The sequence below is a fragment of the uncultured Winogradskyella sp. genome (genome assembly GCF_947498345.1).
Taxonomy (GTDB): Bacteria; Bacteroidota; Bacteroidia; order Flavobacteriales; family Flavobacteriaceae; genus Winogradskyella.
Map to the genome: position 1 here is coordinate 133,154 of NZ_CANMJY010000007.1, position 21,137 is coordinate 154,290.

General features: G+C 34.8%; 18 protein-coding genes. 16 read left to right on the forward strand and 2 right to left on the reverse strand.

The window, feature by feature from the left end; all coding sequences use genetic code 11:
• Positions 1-159 precede the first annotated feature (159 nt).
• The 16 genes from Q0912_RS10980 to Q0912_RS11055 all read left to right on the forward strand — a co-directional run bounded on the left by Q0912_RS10980 (position 160) and on the right by Q0912_RS11055 (position 17,035).
• Positions 160-1,158, forward strand: coding sequence for a beta-ketoacyl-ACP synthase III (locus Q0912_RS10980; protein WP_299114978.1), 999 nt, complete (start codon positions 160-162; stop codon positions 1,156-1,158).
• 29 nt (positions 1,159-1,187) lie between these two features.
• The gene (accB, locus tag Q0912_RS10985) at positions 1,188-1,667 is read left to right on the forward strand and encodes an acetyl-CoA carboxylase biotin carboxyl carrier protein (protein WP_299114980.1); all 480 of its coding nucleotides are present in this window, start codon (positions 1,188-1,190) and stop codon (positions 1,665-1,667) included.
• A gap of 77 nt (positions 1,668-1,744) precedes the next feature.
• Positions 1,745-3,097, forward strand: coding sequence for an acetyl-CoA carboxylase biotin carboxylase subunit (accC, locus tag Q0912_RS10990; RefSeq protein ID WP_299114982.1), 1,353 nt, complete (start codon positions 1,745-1,747; stop codon positions 3,095-3,097).
• A 173-nt stretch (positions 3,098-3,270) separates the two neighbouring features.
• Positions 3,271-6,252 (forward strand): reprolysin-like metallopeptidase, encoded by a 2,982-nt coding sequence (locus Q0912_RS10995; protein ID WP_299114983.1) that lies wholly within the window; start codon positions 3,271-3,273, stop codon positions 6,250-6,252.
• Positions 6,253-6,305: 53 nt separating this feature from the next.
• The gene (locus Q0912_RS11000; RefSeq protein WP_299114985.1) at positions 6,306-7,421 is read left to right on the forward strand and encodes an FAD-dependent oxidoreductase; all 1,116 of its coding nucleotides are present in this window, start codon (positions 6,306-6,308) and stop codon (positions 7,419-7,421) included.
• Positions 7,418-7,873, forward strand: a complete 456-nt coding sequence (locus Q0912_RS11005; protein ID WP_366125131.1) for a 3-oxoacyl-ACP synthase — start codon at positions 7,418-7,420, stop codon at positions 7,871-7,873. The genes Q0912_RS11000 and Q0912_RS11005 overlap by 4 nt, the downstream gene beginning before the upstream one ends.
• 65 nt (positions 7,874-7,938) lie before the next feature.
• On the forward strand, positions 7,939-8,451 hold the full coding sequence (locus tag Q0912_RS11010) for a YceI family protein (RefSeq protein WP_299114987.1): 513 nt from the start codon (positions 7,939-7,941) through the stop codon (positions 8,449-8,451).
• Positions 8,452-9,588 (forward strand): NAD(P)/FAD-dependent oxidoreductase, encoded by a 1,137-nt coding sequence (locus tag Q0912_RS11015; RefSeq protein WP_299114989.1) that lies wholly within the window; start codon positions 8,452-8,454, stop codon positions 9,586-9,588.
• 10 nt (positions 9,589-9,598) lie between these two features.
• On the forward strand, positions 9,599-10,303 hold the full coding sequence (locus Q0912_RS11020) for a methyltransferase domain-containing protein (RefSeq protein ID WP_299114991.1): 705 nt from the start codon (positions 9,599-9,601) through the stop codon (positions 10,301-10,303).
• The gene (locus Q0912_RS11025) at positions 10,304-11,356 is read left to right on the forward strand and encodes a type III polyketide synthase (RefSeq protein WP_299114993.1); all 1,053 of its coding nucleotides are present in this window, start codon (positions 10,304-10,306) and stop codon (positions 11,354-11,356) included. It begins immediately after the preceding gene.
• Between the two features lie 2 nt (positions 11,357-11,358).
• Positions 11,359-12,153: an SDR family oxidoreductase gene (locus Q0912_RS11030; RefSeq protein WP_299114995.1), complete on the forward strand. Its 795-nt coding sequence runs from the start codon at positions 11,359-11,361 to the stop codon at positions 12,151-12,153.
• Position 12,154: 1 nt separating this feature from the next.
• Positions 12,155-12,592 carry a FabA/FabZ family ACP-dehydratase gene (locus Q0912_RS11035; RefSeq protein ID WP_299114997.1) on the forward strand — a complete coding sequence of 146 codons (438 nt, stop codon included), beginning with the start codon at positions 12,155-12,157 and terminating at the stop codon, positions 12,590-12,592.
• Complete coding sequence (locus Q0912_RS11040; RefSeq protein ID WP_299114999.1) at positions 12,589-13,863, forward strand: beta-ketoacyl-[acyl-carrier-protein] synthase family protein; 1,275 nt, start codon at positions 12,589-12,591, stop codon at positions 13,861-13,863. The genes Q0912_RS11035 and Q0912_RS11040 overlap by 4 nt, the downstream gene beginning before the upstream one ends.
• Positions 13,864-13,965: 102 nt before the next feature.
• Entirely contained in the window at positions 13,966-14,217 is a 252-nt protein-coding gene (locus Q0912_RS11045) for a phosphopantetheine-binding protein (protein WP_299115001.1), read from the forward strand.
• Entirely contained in the window at positions 14,217-14,783 is a 567-nt protein-coding gene (locus tag Q0912_RS11050) for a 4'-phosphopantetheinyl transferase superfamily protein (protein WP_299115003.1), read from the forward strand. Before Q0912_RS11045 ends, Q0912_RS11050 begins: the two co-directional genes overlap by 1 nt.
• On the forward strand, positions 14,783-17,035 hold the full coding sequence (locus Q0912_RS11055; protein WP_299115005.1) for an MMPL family transporter: 2,253 nt from the start codon (positions 14,783-14,785) through the stop codon (positions 17,033-17,035). The genes Q0912_RS11050 and Q0912_RS11055 overlap by 1 nt, the downstream gene beginning before the upstream one ends.
• A gap of 7 nt (positions 17,036-17,042) precedes the next feature.
• Here the strand turns inward: Q0912_RS11055 and Q0912_RS11060 are convergent, their stop codons facing one another.
• Positions 17,043-17,957, reverse strand: coding sequence for an ABC transporter ATP-binding protein (locus tag Q0912_RS11060; protein ID WP_299115007.1), 915 nt, complete (start codon positions 17,955-17,957; stop codon positions 17,043-17,045).
• 76 nt (positions 17,958-18,033) lie between these two features.
• Positions 18,034-21,135: an FG-GAP-like repeat-containing protein gene (locus tag Q0912_RS11065; RefSeq protein ID WP_299115009.1), complete on the reverse strand. Its 3,102-nt coding sequence runs from the start codon at positions 21,133-21,135 to the stop codon at positions 18,034-18,036.
• Positions 21,136-21,137: the final 2 nt, after the last annotated feature.

A 21,137-nucleotide genomic window follows, 5' to 3' on the forward strand; every position in this document is an offset into this window, starting at 1 on the left:
TAAAACGCTCACTTGTGGGCGTTTTTTTTGTTATTATTTTCTCAATAAGGCAAAAACTGCTTAATTTGCATTATTATTTGCCTAAAAACGCCGAAAATTGATTAAAAGCGCTTGATTTTTATCACTTTTCAATACTTTTAATAAATATAAAAGCTAATAATGAGTAAAATCACAGCGGCAATAACAGCTGTAGGAGGCTATCTTCCAGATTTTGTGCTAACAAACAAAATCTTAGAAACTATGGTGGATACCAATGATGAATGGATAACCACCCGAACAGGAATTAAAGAACGTAGGATTCTTAAAGAAGAAGGAAAAGGTACTTCATTTTTGGCCATAAAAGCAGCACAAGATTTAATTAAAAAAACAGGATTAGACCCAAAAGAAATAGATTTAGTCATAGTATCTACCGCAACACCAGATATGAAAGCTGCTTCAACATCAGCATATACTGCAACTCAAATAGGTGCGGTTAATGCATTTTCTTATGATCTAGAGGCTGCTTGTTCTAGCTTTCTTTTTGGTATGTCAACAGCAGCAGCTTATATTGAATCTGGACGCTACAAAAAAATACTTTTAATAGGTGCGGATAAAAACTCATCATTTATTGATTATAAAGATAGAGCCACCTGTATTATTTTTGGAGATGGAGCAGGAGCTGTTTTGTTTGAGCCTAATGAGGAAGGCTTAGGATTGCAAGATGAGTTATTAAGGAGCAACGGAGCTGGTAGAGAGTTTTTGCAAGCACCATATGGCGGATCTTCTTATCCAATAAATGAAAACACCTTTAAAGAAGGTAAGCATTATGTTTTTCAAGACGGTAAAACGGTTTTTAAAAACGCGGTTTTTAATATGGCAGATGTTGCTGAGCGCATTTTAAAACGAAATAACTTAACCAATAATGATATCTCTTGGCTAGCAGCACATCAAGCCAATAAACGAATTATTGATGCTACAGCCAATAGAATTAACCTTGAAGAAGAGAAGGTAATGATGAATATTCAGAAATACGGAAACACAACATCTGCAACCTTACCTTTATTACTACATGATTACGAATCTCAACTTAAAAAAGGAGATAACATTATATTTGCTGCCTTTGGTGGTGGATTTACATGGGGCTCAATTTATTTTAAATGGGCATATAATCCAAATTAAAACTAACTAACAAAAAATATCTAAATACTATGGATTTAAAAGAAATTCAGAACTTAATAAAATTTGTTGCCAAGTCTGGCGCAAGTGAAGTTAAGTTAGAAATGGACGATGTTAAAATTACAATTAGAACGGGTTCTGATAGCGACACTACCATTGTACAGCAAGTGCCTATGCAAGCCGCACCTATGGTGCAACAACAAGCACCAGTGCCAGCAACACCCGCAGCTCCAGCTGAGCCAGCGGCCGCAACAGCAAATGATGATTCAAAATACGTTACTATAAAATCACCAATTATAGGAACATTTTATCGTAAGCCATCACCTGACAAACCAGTTTTTGTTGAGGTAGGTACTGATGTAAAAGAAGGCGATGTGCTTTGTGTTATTGAAGCAATGAAATTATTCAATGAGATTGAGTCAGAAGTTTCAGGAAAGATTGTAAAAGTCTTAGTTGATGATTCCTCTCCAGTAGAATTTGACCAACCTTTATTTTTGGTTGATCCATCATAACAATTGAAAATTCCAATACACAAATCCCAATTATTTGGAATTTGGTGCTTGGAAATTGAATTTTTAAAACAAAAGTTATGTTCAAAAAAATACTAATTGCCAATAGAGGTGAGATAGCACTACGTGTTATAAGAACTTGTAAAGAAATGGGGATTAAAACCGTAGCTGTATATTCTACAGCAGATGCAGACAGCTTGCATGTAAAGTTTGCAGATGAAGCGGTTTGTATTGGCCCAGCCCCAAGTAGCGAATCTTATTTAAAAATATCAAATATAATTGCTGCTGCAGAAATTACTAATGCTGATGGCATACATCCAGGTTATGGCTTTTTGTCTGAAAATGCAAAGTTCTCTAAAATATGCGAAGAGCATGGGATAAAATTCATTGGAGCATCAGAAGAAATGATTGCAAAAATGGGAGATAAGGCTACAGCCAAAGCAACAATGAAAGCTGCAGGAGTCCCATGTGTTCCTGGGAGTGACGGAATAATAGCGGATTTTGAAGAGTGTAAAAAAATTGCTAAAGAAACAGGTTACCCGGTAATGCTTAAAGCGACTGCAGGTGGTGGCGGAAAAGGAATGCGTGCCGTTTGGAAGCCCGAAGATTTAAAAGATGCTTGGGATTCTGCAAGACAAGAATCTAAAGCTGCTTTTGGAAATGACGATATGTACATGGAAAAGCTAATTGAAGAGCCAAGACATATTGAAATTCAAATTGTTGGAGACTCACGCGGTAAGGCGTGCCATCTGTCTGAGAGAGATTGTTCTGTGCAACGTCGCCATCAAAAGCTAACCGAAGAAGTGCCTTCTCCATTTATGACAGATAAGTTAAGGAATAAAATGGGTAAGGCGGCAGTTAAAGCTGCTGAATACATTAAATATGAAGGAGCTGGAACGGTTGAGTTTTTAGTAGATAAGCACAGAAATTTCTACTTTATGGAGATGAATACGCGTATACAAGTAGAACACCCTATAACAGAACAGGTTATTGATTTCGATCTTATAAGAGAGCAAATATTAGTTGCTGCAGGTGTACCAATTTCAGGTAAAAATTATACACCAAATCTACACTCTATAGAATGTAGAATAAACGCTGAAGATCCTTTTAATGATTTTAGACCTTCCCCAGGAAAAATCACTACACTTCATGCCCCTGGTGGTCATGGTGTGCGTTTAGACACTCATGTATATGCCGGCTATAGTATTCCGCCAAATTACGATTCAATGATCGCAAAGTTAATTACCACTGCTCAAACTAGGGAGGAGGCAATTAACAAAATGAAGCGTGCTTTAGATGAATTTGTCATTGAAGGTATAAAAACTACTATACCATTTCATAGACAATTGATGGATCACCCAGATTATTTAGCGGGTAATTATACAACTAAATTTATGGAAGATTTTCAGATAAAAGAAGAAACCGAAAATTAAAAAAGAGCGACTTAAAAGTCGCTCTTTTGATTTTTTAGATATTTATCTTGATTTGTCGTAATGAATCTCGATTCATTACGACAAATCATATTATTTTAAAAACTCTGAGTCATATCATTTTTGTAAAGTCTTAAGATAATCCTACCTTTGGGAATTAACTAAAATTAAAAACTATGAAAAACCATTACCCAAGGCTATTTTTTAGTTTGTTATTGTCCATTTTTTTCTTTTCGGTAAACGCACAAGTAAAAGATAATATTTGGTCAATTACAAATAACAATAACCTAAAAAAAGATAACATAACGTTCTATAAAGAGAACCCAAAGCACTCTACACTTATAAGCATTGACATTGATAAACTAAACCAAAAATTAGTTAATGTTCCTCAGCGTCATTTATCAAATAAGAACCAAGGAGTTGTATTGCAATTCCCTAATCAATTAGGAAAGCCAGAATCTTATTTAGTACAAGAAGCATCTGTAATGGAAGTAGAACTTCAGGTTCAGTTCCCAGAAATAAGATCATTTGTCGGTAAAGGCATTGATAATCCATCAGCTATATTAAGATTTAGCATATCACCACAAAAAGGGTTCAGCGGTATGGTGCTGTCGGATGGTAAAACGGTTTTTATAGAGCCTTATACAGCAGACTTAAAAACATATATTTCATTTATAAATTCAAATGAAGATGGTCCTAGGCAAGAATTTATTTGTGAAACAGAATACCAACCATCGAGTTATAACCTAACAGATGAGGAATACACAGCTCTAAGAAATGCTGATGATGGCACACTTAGAACGTATCGTTTAGCTCTAGCTTGCACCGGTGAGTATGCACAATTCCACGGAGGAACGACCGCAGGAGCACTAGCCGCTATGAATGTAACAATGAATAGAGTAAATGGTGTTTTTGAAAGAGATTTGGGATTAACTATGGTCATTGTTGCAAATAACCAGAACATCATCTTTTTAAATGCTGCTTCAGATCCATACACAAACAATAATGGTGGAGCAATGCTTGGTCAAAATCAAACAACACTCGACAACCCAGCTAATATAGGTTCAGCAAATTACGATATAGGTCATGTATTTAGTACTGGTGGCGGAGGAATAGCACAATTACAATCTCCATGCCGAGCAGGATTTAAAGCCAGAGGAGTAACAGGTTCTTTTATACCTCAAGGGGATGCTTTTGATATTGATTTTGTTGCTCACGAAATGGGACATCAATATGGTGGTAACCATACTCAAAATAATAATTGTCAAAGATCTCCTATAAGATCAATAGAACCAGGAAGTGGTTCTACAATTATGGGCTATGCCGGGATATGTGCACCAAACGTACAGAACAATAGTGATGATTACTTTAATGGTGAAAATATTAAAGAAATGTGGAATAATATTTCTTTTGGGTTTAGTAGTAGTTGTTTTGCAGCTACAGCCACAAATAATGTTGCACCAAATGCTGATGCTGGTGCTAACTTCAGTATTCCCAGATCAACAGCATTTGTATTAAAAGGTACCGCGACAGATGCAGACACTCCAGCTGGATTAACTTATTGCTGGGAGCAAACAGATACCACACCAGCTGCGATGCCACCACAATCAACTAATACAGGAGGACCAACATTTAGATCTTTAGACCCATCAACATCACCAGACCGATACATGCCACCACTAAATATAGTCATGGCTGGATCTTTAGCTACAACATGGGAGGTAGTTCCTTCGGTTGGTAGAACAATGAATTTCTCATTGACCGTTAGAGATAATGAAGCAAACGGTGGGGCTACAGATTCTGATGGTATGGTAGTTAACGTTCAGGATGTTACACCTTTCACGGTTAACACACCACCATCTTGGGGCGCAAATACAAATCAACAAGTATCTTGGGTTGTGGGACAAACGGATGTAGCTCCAATTAATTGCCAGACTGTAAACATTTTGTTTACGACAAATAACGGAGGTTCTTTTACAACTTTAGCCTCGGGAGTTCCTAACACAGGTACAGCAAACATAACCGTTCCAGGAGTTGGTAATACAAATAATGCTAAAGTGTTAGTAGAGGCAGCTGATAATATATTTTATGCAGTTTCTAATGCATTTTCTATTTCAAATTCTCAAGATTTTAGCATTAGTTCTACCACAGGAGATGTGACAGTTTGTAATCAAGATACTGCTACGATTGAGTTTGACTATGTAACATCTAATGGTTTTTCTGAAACGACAACATTTAGTGTATCTGGTGTTCCAGGAGGTGTTGGGTCTTCAATAAATCCGACGACTTTAAATTCTGATGGTACTGTAACATTAAATTTAACTGGCTTAGGCTCACTCGCGAGTAATACCTATCCTCTAACCTTAACTGGTAGTTCAGCATCTATTACAAGGCAGGCTTCAGTTGATTTAATTATTACGGATGGTGTTTGTCCATCAGAGGGAAGCTTACAGTATCAAACAAGAACAACAGGCGTGATTTTTAATACTATAAATAATTTGAATCCAGGTGCCAAAATAACACCATATTCAGATTTTACGGGAATTTCTACTACAGTTGAAGCAGGAATGAACTACGACTTAACTGTCAGAGCAAACTCTGATGGTAATTTTCAAATTATTACTAGAGTATGGGTAGATTGGAATCAAAACTGCTCGTTTGACGATCTAGGTGAAGAATACGATTTAGGTACTAGTGCAGGTATTGCAGACGAACCTACTGATGGCTCACCACTTACAGTTATGGTACCTAACGATGCAGCAGAAGGCGCCACTATAATGAGGGTAAGTACAAAATATACGGATCCAAATGCAAATCAATTCCCTACATCATGTGAGTCAGGATTTGATGGAGAGGTAGAGGATTATACACTAAACGTTATCAACAACCTTAGTGTAGATGACAATGAGTTAGATAACTTAAGCATTTATCCAAACCCTAATAATGGTAGCTTCAATATTGGCTTCAACCCTAAATCTGGAGAAGATATTAGAGTCCAGGTATACGATATTAGAGGAAGAGCGATTTACACTAAAACATTTAACGCTGTTAGTAGATTTGATGAAATCGTGAGACTAAATAACGCACAATCTGGTGTGTACTTGTTAAACATTTTTGATGGTTCGCAAAAAGTGACCAAGAAAATCATAGTAGATTAAAATTTAATTTATATTTTAAAAGCTCCTAAATATTTAGGAGCTTTTTTTATTATATGAACTTATCGTATTGGGAAATAAAGACGTGGTTATCTAATGTTGACTTTACTATAATAGGAAGTGGAATTGTAGGACTTAATTGTGCTTTGCAATTAAAAGAACGATTTCCAAAATCTAAAATCCTGATTCTTGAAAAAGGAATGTTGCCTCAGGGAGCAAGCACAAAAAATGCGGGCTTTGCATGTTTTGGAAGCCTTAGCGAAATTATAGAAGATCTTAAATACCATTCTGAAGAAGAAACCATAAAGCTTGTTAAAAAACGAATAGATGGGTTAAGCTTGCTCAGGGGGATGTTAGGAGATAAGGCTATAGATTACCAAGCTCTAGGTGGTTATGAGCTGTTTTTAAAATCTGACACTGAACTTTATAATACTTGTTTAAATAATCAGGAAAGCGTTAACAAATTACTTTATCCAGTATTTAATGCAAAGGTGTTTTCCTTTGAGGAGAACAAGTTTAAATTTCAAACCATTAAACCAAAGATTGGCTTTAACCAGTTTGAAGGTCAGATAGATACTGGGAAAATGATGGGGACTCTGTTATTAAAAGCTCAAAAAACAGGAATAAAAATATTAAATAACTGCACATTTGAAGCATTTTCTGAAGGTTCTGATATAGTAAAAATAAAGACCAATAGTTTTGAGTTTTCGTCTTCAAAGTTATTAATCGCTACAAACGGATTTGCCTCTAAACTCATTAAACAACAAATAAAACCTGCAAGAGCACAAGTACTTATTACAAAGCCAATTGAGAATTTAAGTATTAAAGGCACTTTTCATTTAGACAAAGGCTATTATTATTTCAGAGATGTTGACAATCGAATTCTATTAGGAGGTGGTAGAAACTTAGATTTCGAAACCGAAGAAACATCAGAGTTTGGCGAAACTGAAATCATTCAAAATAAGTTAGAGGAACTATTAAGAACAACCATTTTACCTAATACAGAGCTTAAAATTGACCGCCGTTGGTCAGGCATAATGGGTGTGGGTCAACAAAAAAAGGCAATAATAAAGCAACTTAACGAAAATGTATATTGTGGAGTGCGTTTAGGAGGAATGGGAGTTGCCATTGGTAGTTTAGTCGGAAAAGAATTGGCAGATTTGATAGAATGAAGATGACATTAAAACAACAATTGTATAGTAAGTGCAAAGCGTTTATTGATCACCGCTTATTAACAATTAAAAATAATATTAGGGATATAGAACAAGGCCTACTATCTGAAACCAAAAGTAGCGCTGGGGATAAGCACGAAACGGGAAGAGCAATGCTTCAACTAGAACGAGAAAAGACAGGTCAACAACTGGCAAATATCCAAAATCAATTCGGATTACTAAGTAGAATAAACCCAGAAACAACAACAAACACTGTCGCTTTAGGCTCATTAGTATTCACCACTCAATTTAATTATTTTATAGCGATTAGTGCGGGAAAAATCGAAGTAGGTGAGCAATCCTTTTTTGCTATTTCAGCCGCTACTCCAATAGGCAAATTATTACTGTCTAAAACCAAAGGCGATAGCTTTAAATTTAGGCAACAAGATATTATGATTTTAAAGATTATGTAGAAAAACGTTAAATCACTTTTAAGTGTTTAGGCTGTACAGTAATTTAACAAAGTAATTTTTTTGTGATGCAACGTTTTTTAATTTTCTTCTTATGTATATTTTGTTTTAGCAATCTCCATGCTCAAGATTCTAACATAGGTTTTACCATTAAAAACCTTGGAATTAATGTAGATGGTCACTTTAATACATTTACGATAATTGCAAATTTTGATGCAAATGGCAGGCTTAATACTATTACTAGTACTATTGAGGTCTCTTCAATAGAAACAGGGATTGATAGTAGAGACGAACATATTTTAGGGGAGGACTATTTCCATATGGAAAAATATGCTACAATTACTTTAAAAAGTACAGAGGTAAAAACATTAAAAGCTAACAGTTACCAACTAAAGGCTAATCTAACTATAAAGGGAAAGACCAAGCAGATAAAGATTCCAGTCAAGGTTCAAAAAATAAATGACACTTATAAAATCACTTCGTATTTTGAAATTAACCGTAAGGATTTCGATGTTGGTGGTGGTAGCTTTGTAATGAGTAAAACAGTGAAAATTAATGTCCTTCATTATCAAAATTTATAAATGCCAAAACAACACTTAGATGTTATAATTATTGGGGGTGGATTAGCTGGGCTAATTAGTGCTATTCATCTATCAAAACATAATGCCGAAGTTTTACTTATCGAAAAAAATAATTATCCAAAACATAAAGTTTGTGGTGAATACGTCTCAAACGAAGTTTTACCCTATTTAAATTTTCTAGGCTTCAATCCGTTTGAATATGAGGCAAAACATATTTCAGAATTTGAATTAACCACACATAACAACAAACATATTAAAGCAAAATTACCCTTGGGGGGTTTTGGTATAAGTCGTTATGAGATGGATTTTCAACTGTATAAAAAGGCCTTGAAAAATGGGATTGAGTTATTTCAAGATACGGTTGTAGATGTTAACTTCAAAGATGATAGTTTTCAAGTTATAACCAAATCAAATCAAATATTACAATCAAAAATAGTCATAGGTGCTTTTGGTAAGCGCTCAAATCTCGACATCCAATTTCAGCGAAAGTTCATTAAAAAAAAATCACCTTACTTAGGCGTAAAAATTCATATGTCAGGAGATTTTCCTGAAAACAAAGTAGCACTTCACAATTTTAAAGGCGGTTATTGTGGTGTATCAAAAGTAGAGAATGACCATATCAATCTATGTTATATTACTAATTACGAAGCCTTTAAAAAATTCAAGGATATTGATGCATTCCAAGAAGAAGTGCTATTTAAAAATTCAACATTAAAGCAGATATACAATAATTCAATTCCAGAGCTTGAAAAACCACTAACCATAAGTCAAATTTCTTTTGAAACAAAAAAACCAGTTGAAAATCACATATTGATGTGTGGTGATTCAGCAGGTATGATTCATCCATTATGCGGCAATGGAATGGCAATGGCAATTAGGAGCGCACAATTAGCATCAAACCTTATTATTGACTATCTTCAAGAAAAAATTACTACAAGAAAACAATTAGAAGCATTATATGTTAAGCAATGGAAAAGGAATTTTAGTTTACGTTTAAAAGCAGGACATACTATTGCTTATTTATTTCGACAAGATTGGTTGGCACCAAAACTACTTGAAGTTTTAAGGCGGCTACCTTTTTTGGTTCCGCTAATTATAAAAATGACACACGGCAAACCTATGAAGGTGAGTCGATAAAAGAAAAATATTGTTTATAGATACAACACATAGAAGTAATGAAACTGAACTCATGGATGATTTTACCATGAAAGGTGAATTGCTGCGTGACACTTTAGATAAGTTAGGTAAAATTAATAAGTGGCTAGGTGGAAATCACATAACTATAGATGGCATAAAAAAATTATTAGCCAATATACCTAAAGATAAAACTTATACTATTGTCGATTTAGGTTGCGGACATGGAGACATCCTTAGATTGGTAGCAGACTTTGGAAGAAAAAACAACTACAAGTTTAAACTTATAGGTATTGATGCCAATCAAGACGCGATAGATTATGCAAAAGAATTATCAACTGAACACGAAGAATTGGTATTTAGGAAGATGGATATATTTTCTAATGACTTTAATGAGTTAGATTATGATATTGCGCTTTCTACATTGTTTTTACATCATTTCAATCAAGAGGAAATATACACACTTTTAAAAACGATGTCAGTAAGGGCTAAACTTGGGGTAGTCATAAATGATTTACATCGTCATACAATAGCTTATGGTTTATTTAAATTATTAGGGTTGACTATTTCTAATCATATGATAGTTAAAGATGGACTAACATCAATATTAAGAGCTTTTAAAAGAAAAGAACTAGAACAGCTATCAAAAAAATTAAACCTCAAATCACAAATTCGTTGGAAATGGGCATTCCGTTACCAATGGTTAATTAAGACCTAGATGGCAGTAAGAATTATATCAGTTGCAAAGCAACTTCCAAAATACACCAGAGAAACCAAAGATATTTTACCATATGTAGAACTTTGGCTTCAAGGTCAGGAAGAACGTTTTAAACGCAAAGTTTTGAAGATTTTTGAAAATGCAGCAGTAGATAAACGTTATTCTATAATGGATGCCGAAGAGGTGTTTTTAAAAACATCTTTTGAAGAAAAAAATGACATCTATATTAAAGAAAGCATAAAGCTTGCTGAACAAAGCCTTGCAAAAGCGCTTGAAAAAGCCCATTTAAAATCTACGGATATTGATTTTATAATTACAGTAAGCTGTACAGGTATTATGATTCCATCTCTTGATGCATATTTGATTAATAGCCTAAAGATGAAGCAAGATGTTGTGCGCCTTCCCGTGACTGAAATGGGTTGCGCGGCTGGTGTTTCAGGGATGATCTATGCTAAAAATTTCTTGAAAGCAAACCCTAACAAACGCGCTGCTGTGATTGCTGTAGAATCGCCTACAGCTACATTTCAGCTTGATGATTACTCGATGGTAAATATTGTAAGCGCTGCTATTTTTGGGGATGGTTGTGCGAGTGTTATTTTATCTTCTTATGAAGATGAGCTTGGTCCTGAAATTAAAGATGAAGCCATGTATCATTTTTATGATGCCAGTCACATGATGGGATTTAAATTAGTGAACTCTGGACTTCAGATGGTACTAGACCAATCTGTACCAGAAACTATAGCCGAGCATTTCCCTAAAATCATTTATCCATTTTTAAAAAAAAATAATTTAACGATTCAAGACATTGACCATTTGGTGTTTCATCCCGGAGGTAAAAAAATTGTACAAACTGTGGAAGAATTGTTTGGGGATTTAGGGAAAAACATAAATGACACCAAAGAAGTATTACGTTTGTATGGTAACATGAGTAGTGCTACCGTTTTATATGTATTAGAGCGGTTTATAGATCGAAATCTGCCGAAAGGCGATAAAGGTATTATGCTAAGTTTTGGCCCAGGTTTTTCGGCACAACGTATTTTATTAGAATGGTAAGCATGAAAGAATTTCAAAATAAAAATTATTGGGCTTTAATCCTCGGCGGAAGCAGTGGACTTGGCTTGGCAACAGCCAAAAAACTTGCTAAACACGGCATGAATATATGTGTGGTGTATCGCAACTCTAGAGCACAAGAAGATACCATTCAGAAAGAATTTGAAATCATAAAACAAGAAGGTGTTCAGTTTAAAGCATTCAATACGGATGCTTTTAAATCTGAAAAACGAGAAGAAGTCATTGAAGCATTAAAGATTGAATTTGGAATATCAGAAAAAATCAGAACATTAGTGCATAGTATCGCCAAAGGAAATTTAAAACCAATGGTATCTGAAGAAAAATCAACATTAAAACATGATGACTTTGCCTTAACCATAAATGCCATGGGAATTAGTCTATACGACTGGACAAAAGCCTTATTTGAAGCAAAACTCTTTTCAAAGGATAGTAGAATTATAAGCTATACAAGTGAAGGCAATTCTAAAGCCTGGCAAAGTTATGCCGCAGTATCCGCAGCAAAAGTCACATTAGAAGCTATAACCAGAAGTATTGCTTTAGAGTTTGCACCTTATGGAATTAAGGCCAATTGCATTCAAGCAGGTGTAACAGACACATCGTCTTTACGAATGATTCCTGGAAGCGAACAAATAATAGAAAACACCTTAAAACGAAACCCAAATAAACGCTTAACCTTGCCAGAAGATGTAGCAAACGCCGTTTATTTATTAAGTAAAGATGAAGCCGCTTGGATAACAGGAACTATAATCCCTGTGGATGGAGGGGAACATTTAAGTTAGTATGAAAGCATCAGAAATCATAGCGCTTTTACCTTATCAAAAACCATTTTTGTTTGTTGATGGTATCGATGATTTATCTGAAAATAGAATTACAGGGCATTACACCTTTAGAGAGGGCGAAGTATTCTATGATGGACATTTTAAGAACAACCCAATAACACCTGGTGTAATTTTAACGGAGTGTATGGCGCAAATAGGGTTAGTGTGCTTGGGCATTTATTTGTTGAGAGATGAATTGAATACCACTCAAAAACCTCAGATTGCATTGACGTCTCATCAGATGGATTTTTATTTACCTGTGTTGCCAAAAGAAAGAGTAACAGTAATTTCAGAAAGAGAAGTGTTTCGTTTTAATAAATTAAGATGTAAGGTAAAAATGCTTAATGAAAAGGAAGAGTTAGTTGCGAGAGGTATAATTTCAGGAATGTTGAAAGCATGAAAAAACGTGTCGTCATAACAGGTATAGGAGTAGTTGCACCAAATGGTGTTGGAGTATCTGAGTTTACTCAGGCATTAAAACAAGGCAAGTCAGGCATTACATTTCATCAAGAACTTAAAGACCTTAATTTTTCTTGTCAAATAGGAGGTATTCCAAATATTTCAGATGATTTAAAATCAAAGTATTTTACTGATTTGCAATTACGAGGCTTTAACAGCTCAGGGATTTTATACGGTTGTATTGCTGGAATAGACGCCTGGAAAGATGCAGGTTTTAATATGAATCCAGATAGTGACTTAGATTATGACACAGGTTTAATATTTGGCACAGGAACCTCAGGTGTAGAGAAGTTTCGGGAAGCGATTTATAAGTTAGATGACGGTAACGTAAGACGACTTGGAAGTACAGTTGTTTTACAAACCATGACTAGTGGTGTTAGTGCTTATTTAAGTGGTATGCTGGGTTTAGGCAACCAAGTGACTACGAATTCCTCGGCATGTAGCACAGGAACAGAAGCGTTACTTATGGGCTTTGAGCGAATCCAAAACGGAAAAGCCAAACGCATGTTAGTTGGTAGTTGTAGTGACCATGGGCCATATGTTTGGGGTGGTTTTGATGCGATGCGTGTTATGACTTATAAGCACAACGAAGATCCAGAGAAAGGATCGCGACCAATGAGCGCAAGTGCTTCAGGATTTGTGCCAGGAAGTGGAGCAGGAGCTTTGGTTTTAGAAGATTTAGAAAGTGCATTAGAACGTGGTGCAACCATATATGCTGAGGTGTTAGGTGGAGAAGTTAATTCTGGAGGCCAACGACTAGGCGGTACGTTAACAGCACCAAATGCTAAGGCTGTTCAACGTTGTATAAAAAGGGCGTTAATAAATTCTGAAATAGATGCTAATGCTATTCAGGTTATAAATGGGCATCTCACAGCAACGTCAAAGGATACTCTCGAAATAGAAAATTGGACAAAAGCTTTAGAGAGAAAAGGAAAAACATTTCCGTATATCAACTCAACAAAATCTATGACAGGTCATTGTCTGGCTGCTGCTGGAGCTATTGAATGTGTAGCAAGTATCATTCAACTTAAAGAGCAATTTGTAGCACCTAATCTAAATTGTGAAGATTTACATCCAGAAATAAAGCCTTTGGTTACTTCAGAGAAAATTCCAACACAAAAAATGGAGCTTAACTTTGATATTATAGCTAAAGCTAGTTTTGGATTTGGTGATGTAAATGCATGTGTTTTATTTAAGCGATTTATAGCGTAACTTTACAAATAAAAAATTGGTGTTGTGCATAGAATAGTCGATGCATCTCATCTCAACGAATTTAACTAAAAGAGATTTCTGTTTTTTTACAGTAATAGAGCTATGAATAACAATGAACTAATTACCAAATTAAAAACCATTATCTCACCTTACGTTCAAGACGAACAAGCTTTTAATAACCTCTCTGAAGACACAGATTTTGTAAAGGATTTAAAAATCAATTCAGCGAACCTTGTAGATATCATTTTAGACATCGAGGACGAGTTTGATATTCGTTTAGAAAATGAGGACATGGAAAAAATGCTCGATGTAAAAGCCGCTATCAATATCATCAACACCAAATTAAGTGTGTAATGGTAGGCAATGATATTGTTGATATTGCCAAAGCAAAACAGACGACTAACTGGCAAAGACTACACTTTTTAGATAAGCTTTTTACAACCCAGGAAAAACAATACATTCAAGATGAAGATTCTGAAGATCGATTTTTGATGGTTTGGAGACTATGGAGTATGAAAGAAGCCGCTTATAAATTATATACGCAACTTTATCCGAGTCGTTTTTATAAACCTATGGCTTTTGAATGTGATATCGAAAATTTAAAAGTGAGGTATAATGATTTTGAGTGTTGTGTTAAAACAAGACTAACACAAAACTATATACTATCTGAAGCAAGATTATCTAATTATGAAATGACATCAAAAGTCAAAGTGTTTAATCATGACAATCAAGAGCAACAAAGCGAATCATTAAAATATCAGATTCTAAACTCAATTTCAGATATACATAAAATTCAAAAAAACCGTTTAAAATTCAGTAAGAATGAATTTGGAATTCCGACAGTTGATTTTAACTCTAAACAAATACATGTAAGCTTAACCCATCACGGTGATTATGGTGCTTTTGCTATTTCAAACTAATGAAGAAATTAAAAAATAGTATATCATTTATTATAAGATTTAGAGTAATAATAATTGCTGTTTTGGTGGTTTTAATGGGTATTTCTGGTTATCAAACCACTCAAAAATTGCGTGTAGACAACTCGCTTTCCATTTGGTTTTTAGAGGATGACCCGAGCTATAAAGCGTATATCGATTTTCAGAAGAATTTTGGTTCGGACGAGATTTTCATTGCTATGTTGCCCGTAGATAATGCCATTGGTGAAGCAGAATTTAAAACTTTAGATAAATTACACACCAGTATTGAAGCACTTCCTTATGTAAAGACGAGCTTTAGTTTAGCGAAAGCTAAATATCCGATTTACGCAAACAATAAAATTAATTTCGATGATTTATACAATTCTAAACGAAGCGAAAAAGGCCTAAAAAATCTGTTCTCAAAGTTGCCAAATATTACATCGCAATTGGTAACAAAAGACTATAAGAATCAGTTCTTCTATATTCAGATGAATCCGACGCCAACTATTGAAGAAAAGCGACAAGACATTGCTGGCGAAATCCGCTCAATTATTGAAAAAGAGTATTCTAATTACTACCTCACAGGGCCACCTGTTTTAAATGAAGCCTACAGTAAAGGCATTTATAAGGAAAGTCTCGTCTTTGGTGTCTTAACGGTTTTGGTTATTACGATAATGCTACTATTCTTGTTACCAAGTAAGCGTTATCTTATAGTTTCTTTATTATCGGTAGCGGTACCAGTATCGTTATTATTTGGTTTGATAACGTCCCTTGGTTATGCATTGAATATGATTTCTATGCTAATTCCTACTATTCTTATGGTATATAGTGTTAGTGACGCCGTACACATTATCAATATTTATCATAAAGAAGGACTCAAAAACGCATCTTTATCTAAAGTAGACCTTTTAGCCTTAGCAATCAGAAAGAGTTTTACGCCATGTTTTTATACTACGCTTACAACTTTTGTAGGTTATTTTGCATTGTACCTATCGCCTTTGCCAGCGTTTAAAAATATGGGTGTATTTACCTGTATAGGTTTAGTATTAAGCTTTTTCTTGGTTTATGTGATTACAATTATTGGTTTTAGTTTTATGAATCTCGATTTTCAGAAGGCTAAGCCACTTCTAAGTATTAAAAAAATCAGTCAAACAAGCGCTATAAATTGGTTAAATGGCTTTACTTCTAAATATCAAACTTCCATTATCGTTTGTTTTACGGCTGTATTGCTTTTTGGATTGTATTCAGTTTTTCAAGTGAAGATAGATACCAATTCCAGAGATCTATTGGCAGAAGGTGTAGCAAAGCAAGATTTGAGAACCGTTGAGGTTGAACTTGGCGGAAGTAATAGATTACAGCTCAATATATCTGCAACTAATGGCGATAATATACTTAATAAAGATGCCATAAAAAGTTTGGAAAACTTTCAGGAAAAGCTTGAAAACAATGTGTTTATTTCTAATCCTGTCTCAGTTATTAACTTGAAATCATTTTTAGAAAAACGAACACCTGTTTTGTTTCAATCTAGTGTTTCTAAAGAAAAGATTAAAGAAACTTTAGCTTCTGTAGATAATGATAGTAATAGCTTTTTTAAATTATTTTCTGAAGACTTGAAAACAGCAGGTTTTACATTGACACTTGGCGAAATGAAGACTTCGCAACTAGAACAAGTTTTAGAAGACATAAAGCAAGCTTTTGAAGCTTCATTTAATACTAATGATTATAGCCTTAAGGTTAATGGTTTTGCAGTAGTTTTTGCACAGTTGAATAACTTTATACTAGAAACTCAGTTTAAATCGTTTTTTGCTGCCTTTTTTGTGGCGTTTTTGTGTTTGTTGATTTTTATTAAAAGCCTTAGAACAACGCTTTTAGTCTTGATTCCTAATATTTTGCCTTTAGCCTTACTGGCAATATTTATGAGTCTGTTGGATATCCCTCTAGATGTTTCAACAGCCATGATCACACCAATAATGCTAGGTATTGCTATGGATGACACCATACATTTAGTGTACAAATACAGACGAAGCAAAACTATTTCTGGCTCACCAGAAGACCGAATGAATAATGCTTTGCTTTATACAGGTAGTGCATTGTTTTCTACCACAATTGCCTTGGTTGGTGGATTTTTAATTATTGCCTCAAGCGCAACACCTTCGGTAAGAGATTTTGGATTACTCTGTGCTGTAACGGTTGCTATTGCACTAATTACCGATATCTTTTATTTGCCAACTTTATTAAAGAAGTTTGATAGGTAGCTCATAGCTATTTAACTATTTTAAAGTTAATTTTTAAACCAAGACTTAAGATCTTGTGGTGTTCAATAAAAAAAGACTCTGAATTATATTTTACCTCTATCAACCAAGAATTTCCATTAAAATAGCATTGTGCTACGACAGCTTTTAAAGCTGAACGCTCTACGATTTTTAGTTGATGAGCATATACAATGCCATAAGGTTCAATGACATTGAATTCATTAAAAAATGAAGCGATTAATGGTAGTCTAGGATTCTTATATAGGTTTAGAGGAGTGTCTTTAGCAATGATTTTTTTATCATGAAGAACTAGCATTTCATCCGCAAAGCCAAGCACATCATTTTTGTCGTGAGTTGCGACGATACATGTAATATTATTTGTTTTGAGGTATTTAAAGACACTTCTACGAAGTGATTGCTTTTTAAAATTATCGATATGGCTAAAGGGCTCATCCAACAGTAAAATTTCGGGTTTTTTAGCTAAAGCTCTTGCTAAAGCAACACGTTGTTTTTGTCCTCCACTTAGATTTTTAACTTTGGTTTTTGCATAAGCTTCGAGTTCCACAACTTTTACCAATTCATTGATACGCTCTTTACGTTCTTTGAGGTAAAAACGCGATAAAAATTTACCAATGTTTTCTTCAACGGTTGTAAAAGGCATCAAATCAAATTCCTGGGTTACATATTTCATAAAATCATAACCAATAACCAAATTGAATTTTGGTCCAAGGATTTTAGTGTCTTTCCAAAAAATTTCCCCTTCTTCTAAATCGAATTCGCCATAAATTAGCTTTAACAATGTGCTTTTTCCAGAGCCACTTTCTCCAATGATTCCTAGGTTTTCACCAAGATTAACCTTAAAATTAATGGCGTCCAGGACTTTTATTTTAGAGTAGCCAAAAGAGACTTGTTTTAAGTGAAGCATAATTAAATTTTCAGCACAAAAATACCATAAAAAAACCGCTTGATCTCTCAAGCGGTTTCTATATGAATAATAAAATTTATCGTTTAATAAACTTTCGCTTCATGCTTTTTCCATTAGACTCTAACCTTAAGAAATAAATTCCGCTTTGTAAACTAGATACTTTTAAAGTATTTGAGGTCAACTTTTGGTTAAGCACTTTTCTACCATTAATATCAAAAACCGTGGCAATTTTGTCAGTAATATCTGCAGCTGTTTCGATAGTTAATATATCGTCAACAGGATTAGGATAAATGACCATATCTGTTAAGGTTTCGTCCTCTACTGTTAATACAGAACCTTCAACAATATTATGAGTTGTATTAATAGCAGGTGCTGTTACTTGGTCAACAATACCAGATGGCCAATAAATTGTAATACTAGTAATAGCAGTGTCAGAGCCTAGACCAAAATGCGTATTTAAACTACTCATAAATTCAAACCCTTCACCACTTCTTACGTCTCTTATCTGGGTTCCAGAAGGGGTTACCAGCTCAACACGTGCACCTATACCATTAATATTACTTACAGTACCAACAGTATTGATTTTTACCCAATTATTTGAGTTAGTGTTATTAAAGTAGATTTGACCATTTCTAAACACATCTAAAAAGCCATCGTTATTTGCGTCTCCAATAGCACCGCTTGGTGGCATATTGGTTGAATAATTAGTAAAAGTAAGATCTCCGTTTCCAAATAATATGTCTCCATTAGAAAGAATATCAACATTACCATCGTTATCAAAATCAGCAGGAGCATTTTCTATACCTAACTGCGCAGCAAGGACACCTGCACCCGCAGTTACATCTGTAAAGGTACCATCTCCATTATTTCTCATTAGTTTAGAATCACCATTAGATGTATTACTGGCACCAATGTAACCATCCATATCACCATCATTATCAAAATCTGCCCAAGCAGAAGACCAGGTCTGTACATTATCTCCAAGATTAGATGAGTTATTGTGACCCTTACCTGGGTAATTAGTGTTATACCATCCATTACTATCAGCGACATTAACAAAAACACCATTACCATCATTTCTCCATAATTCGTTTGTGCTTATAGTTGTTGAGCCACCACGACATTTAGCAATAAACATGTCCATATCTCTATCATTGTCAAAATCAATCCAGACAGTACCATAATTACCACCACCGGGTGTAAGTCCTAAACCATTATCTAAAACGCCAGTATTTTCACCTTGATAAAATGTTAAATTACCACTGCCATCATTAATAAAGACAACATTAGGATCTACATCATGACAAACAAAAGCATCAAGATGACCGTCGTTATTAATGTCTACAAAATTTGAACGTTGAGAGAACACATAATTTGGATAAGATACTTCTGTATATCCAGTACCAGTAGCATTCGCTTGCATAAACGTCACACCAGATCCGCCACCATATAATAAGTCGTTGAATCCATTTTTATCAAAATCACCAACAGCTAAACTCCAGTTAGGTGTGTTATCAGCATTTGTTGTTCCAATATTTGTAGCAGTAAAACCACCAGACGTTTGGTAATGCACATTAATATTATTGCTACCCACAGACACTACATCATCTAAGAAATCACCATTTAAATCTACCAAAGCAATATCATAAGTCTCAGTTGTAGGGATAGGGTTTGCGGTAAAAGTGACTGGGAAATTAGAGAGATCTTCTCCAGTAGTAAAACTAGAAGAACCCCAATTACTAAAACCATCTACACCACAATTAGCTCTAACATAGATATCATAATTTGTTAGAGGGTTTAATCCGCTAGCACTGGCTGAAGGAGAAGTGGTTGAGGTACCAGAACCGGCTGGGGGACCACTTCCTGCTGGTTGTACTACGTACTCCCAAGCACTTTCGCCACTATTAGCTGTCCAAGAAATACTTGCTGAACTAGAGGTAATAGCTGCTGCTGTTATGTTAGATGGTGCCACACAAAAAGACCCACAGGTTTCAATACGAAAATAATCAATAGACATATCTCCTTCATAACTTATACCAGTACCTGTATGACTCAATTCAATATAAATTACTTGGCCTAAATAAGCATCTAGATTAACACCAATAGGAATCCAAGCATCTGCTCCGCTAGTCTGGTATTCTCCTGAAAGTGTATAAAGTGTTGTAAATGGTCCGCTAGCTGAGCTTCCTACATTTATATTTAGGGTTCCCATAGCCTCTCCATATGCATGCATGTAAAAGGATAATTCGGCACCATCTGTGGCTGCAGTTAAATCAATAGCTGGACTAACAGCAGAAGCTGTTGCCGAGGAATTTCCTGAAGCTTCATAATTCATAAAACCAGAACCATTATAAGCACTATCTGGACCAGTCCCTGGTGATGTAGAACCATTAGGGATTTCCCAGGTTCCATTTCCACCATTCAAATCACCTGTCCAGCCACCTACAGAGTCAAATTCTTCAGTAATAATATACGTAGAAGATCCAGAAGCACAAGTAACGCCAGTAGGGGATTGTGGTGGACAGTTATTTTGAGTTAAAGAGGTACTATTTAAACTGCAATTAATATCTTGATCATTTTGCGTGTTTATAACCACATTTGTTCCATTAACATAAGGTCCAAACTGAACACTTCCAACGGCATTTATATTTTGATTTGCGCTAGACTGATTATCAGAAATTGTCAAAGAGGTAGCTGATCCTAAGTCACTTACATTTACATCTACAAGAAATCCACCACTATTAGAACAATCATCTACTAAAGTATAAGATACTGTAGGATTTGCACATGTGCTACATGCAACATCAAAATCCCATGGTATATAACTATTTTCAGAACAATTCTGAGTAAAATCAGAATTTATGGAAACAGTGATCGTATCACCAGAAGACTGAAAACTTAAACCTGCTAAATCACCTCCGTTACCATATCCATTATAGAGTTCGGAACCATCGGAGTCTAGAACGATTAATTCGTCATAAGTATTTTCAACCTGACCAGAATTAAATACAAGATTAAGAAAAGCCCCGTTAGAACTTACAAATGAAAAACTTGTTGTATCATTATCAACATAACAGTACGTTGTATTTACTGGACCAGCTGTACAATCAACAGTAGTTTGGGCATGGCCATAAAAGCAACATATTAAAAATAAGATTAAAAGCGTAATTTTTTTCATAA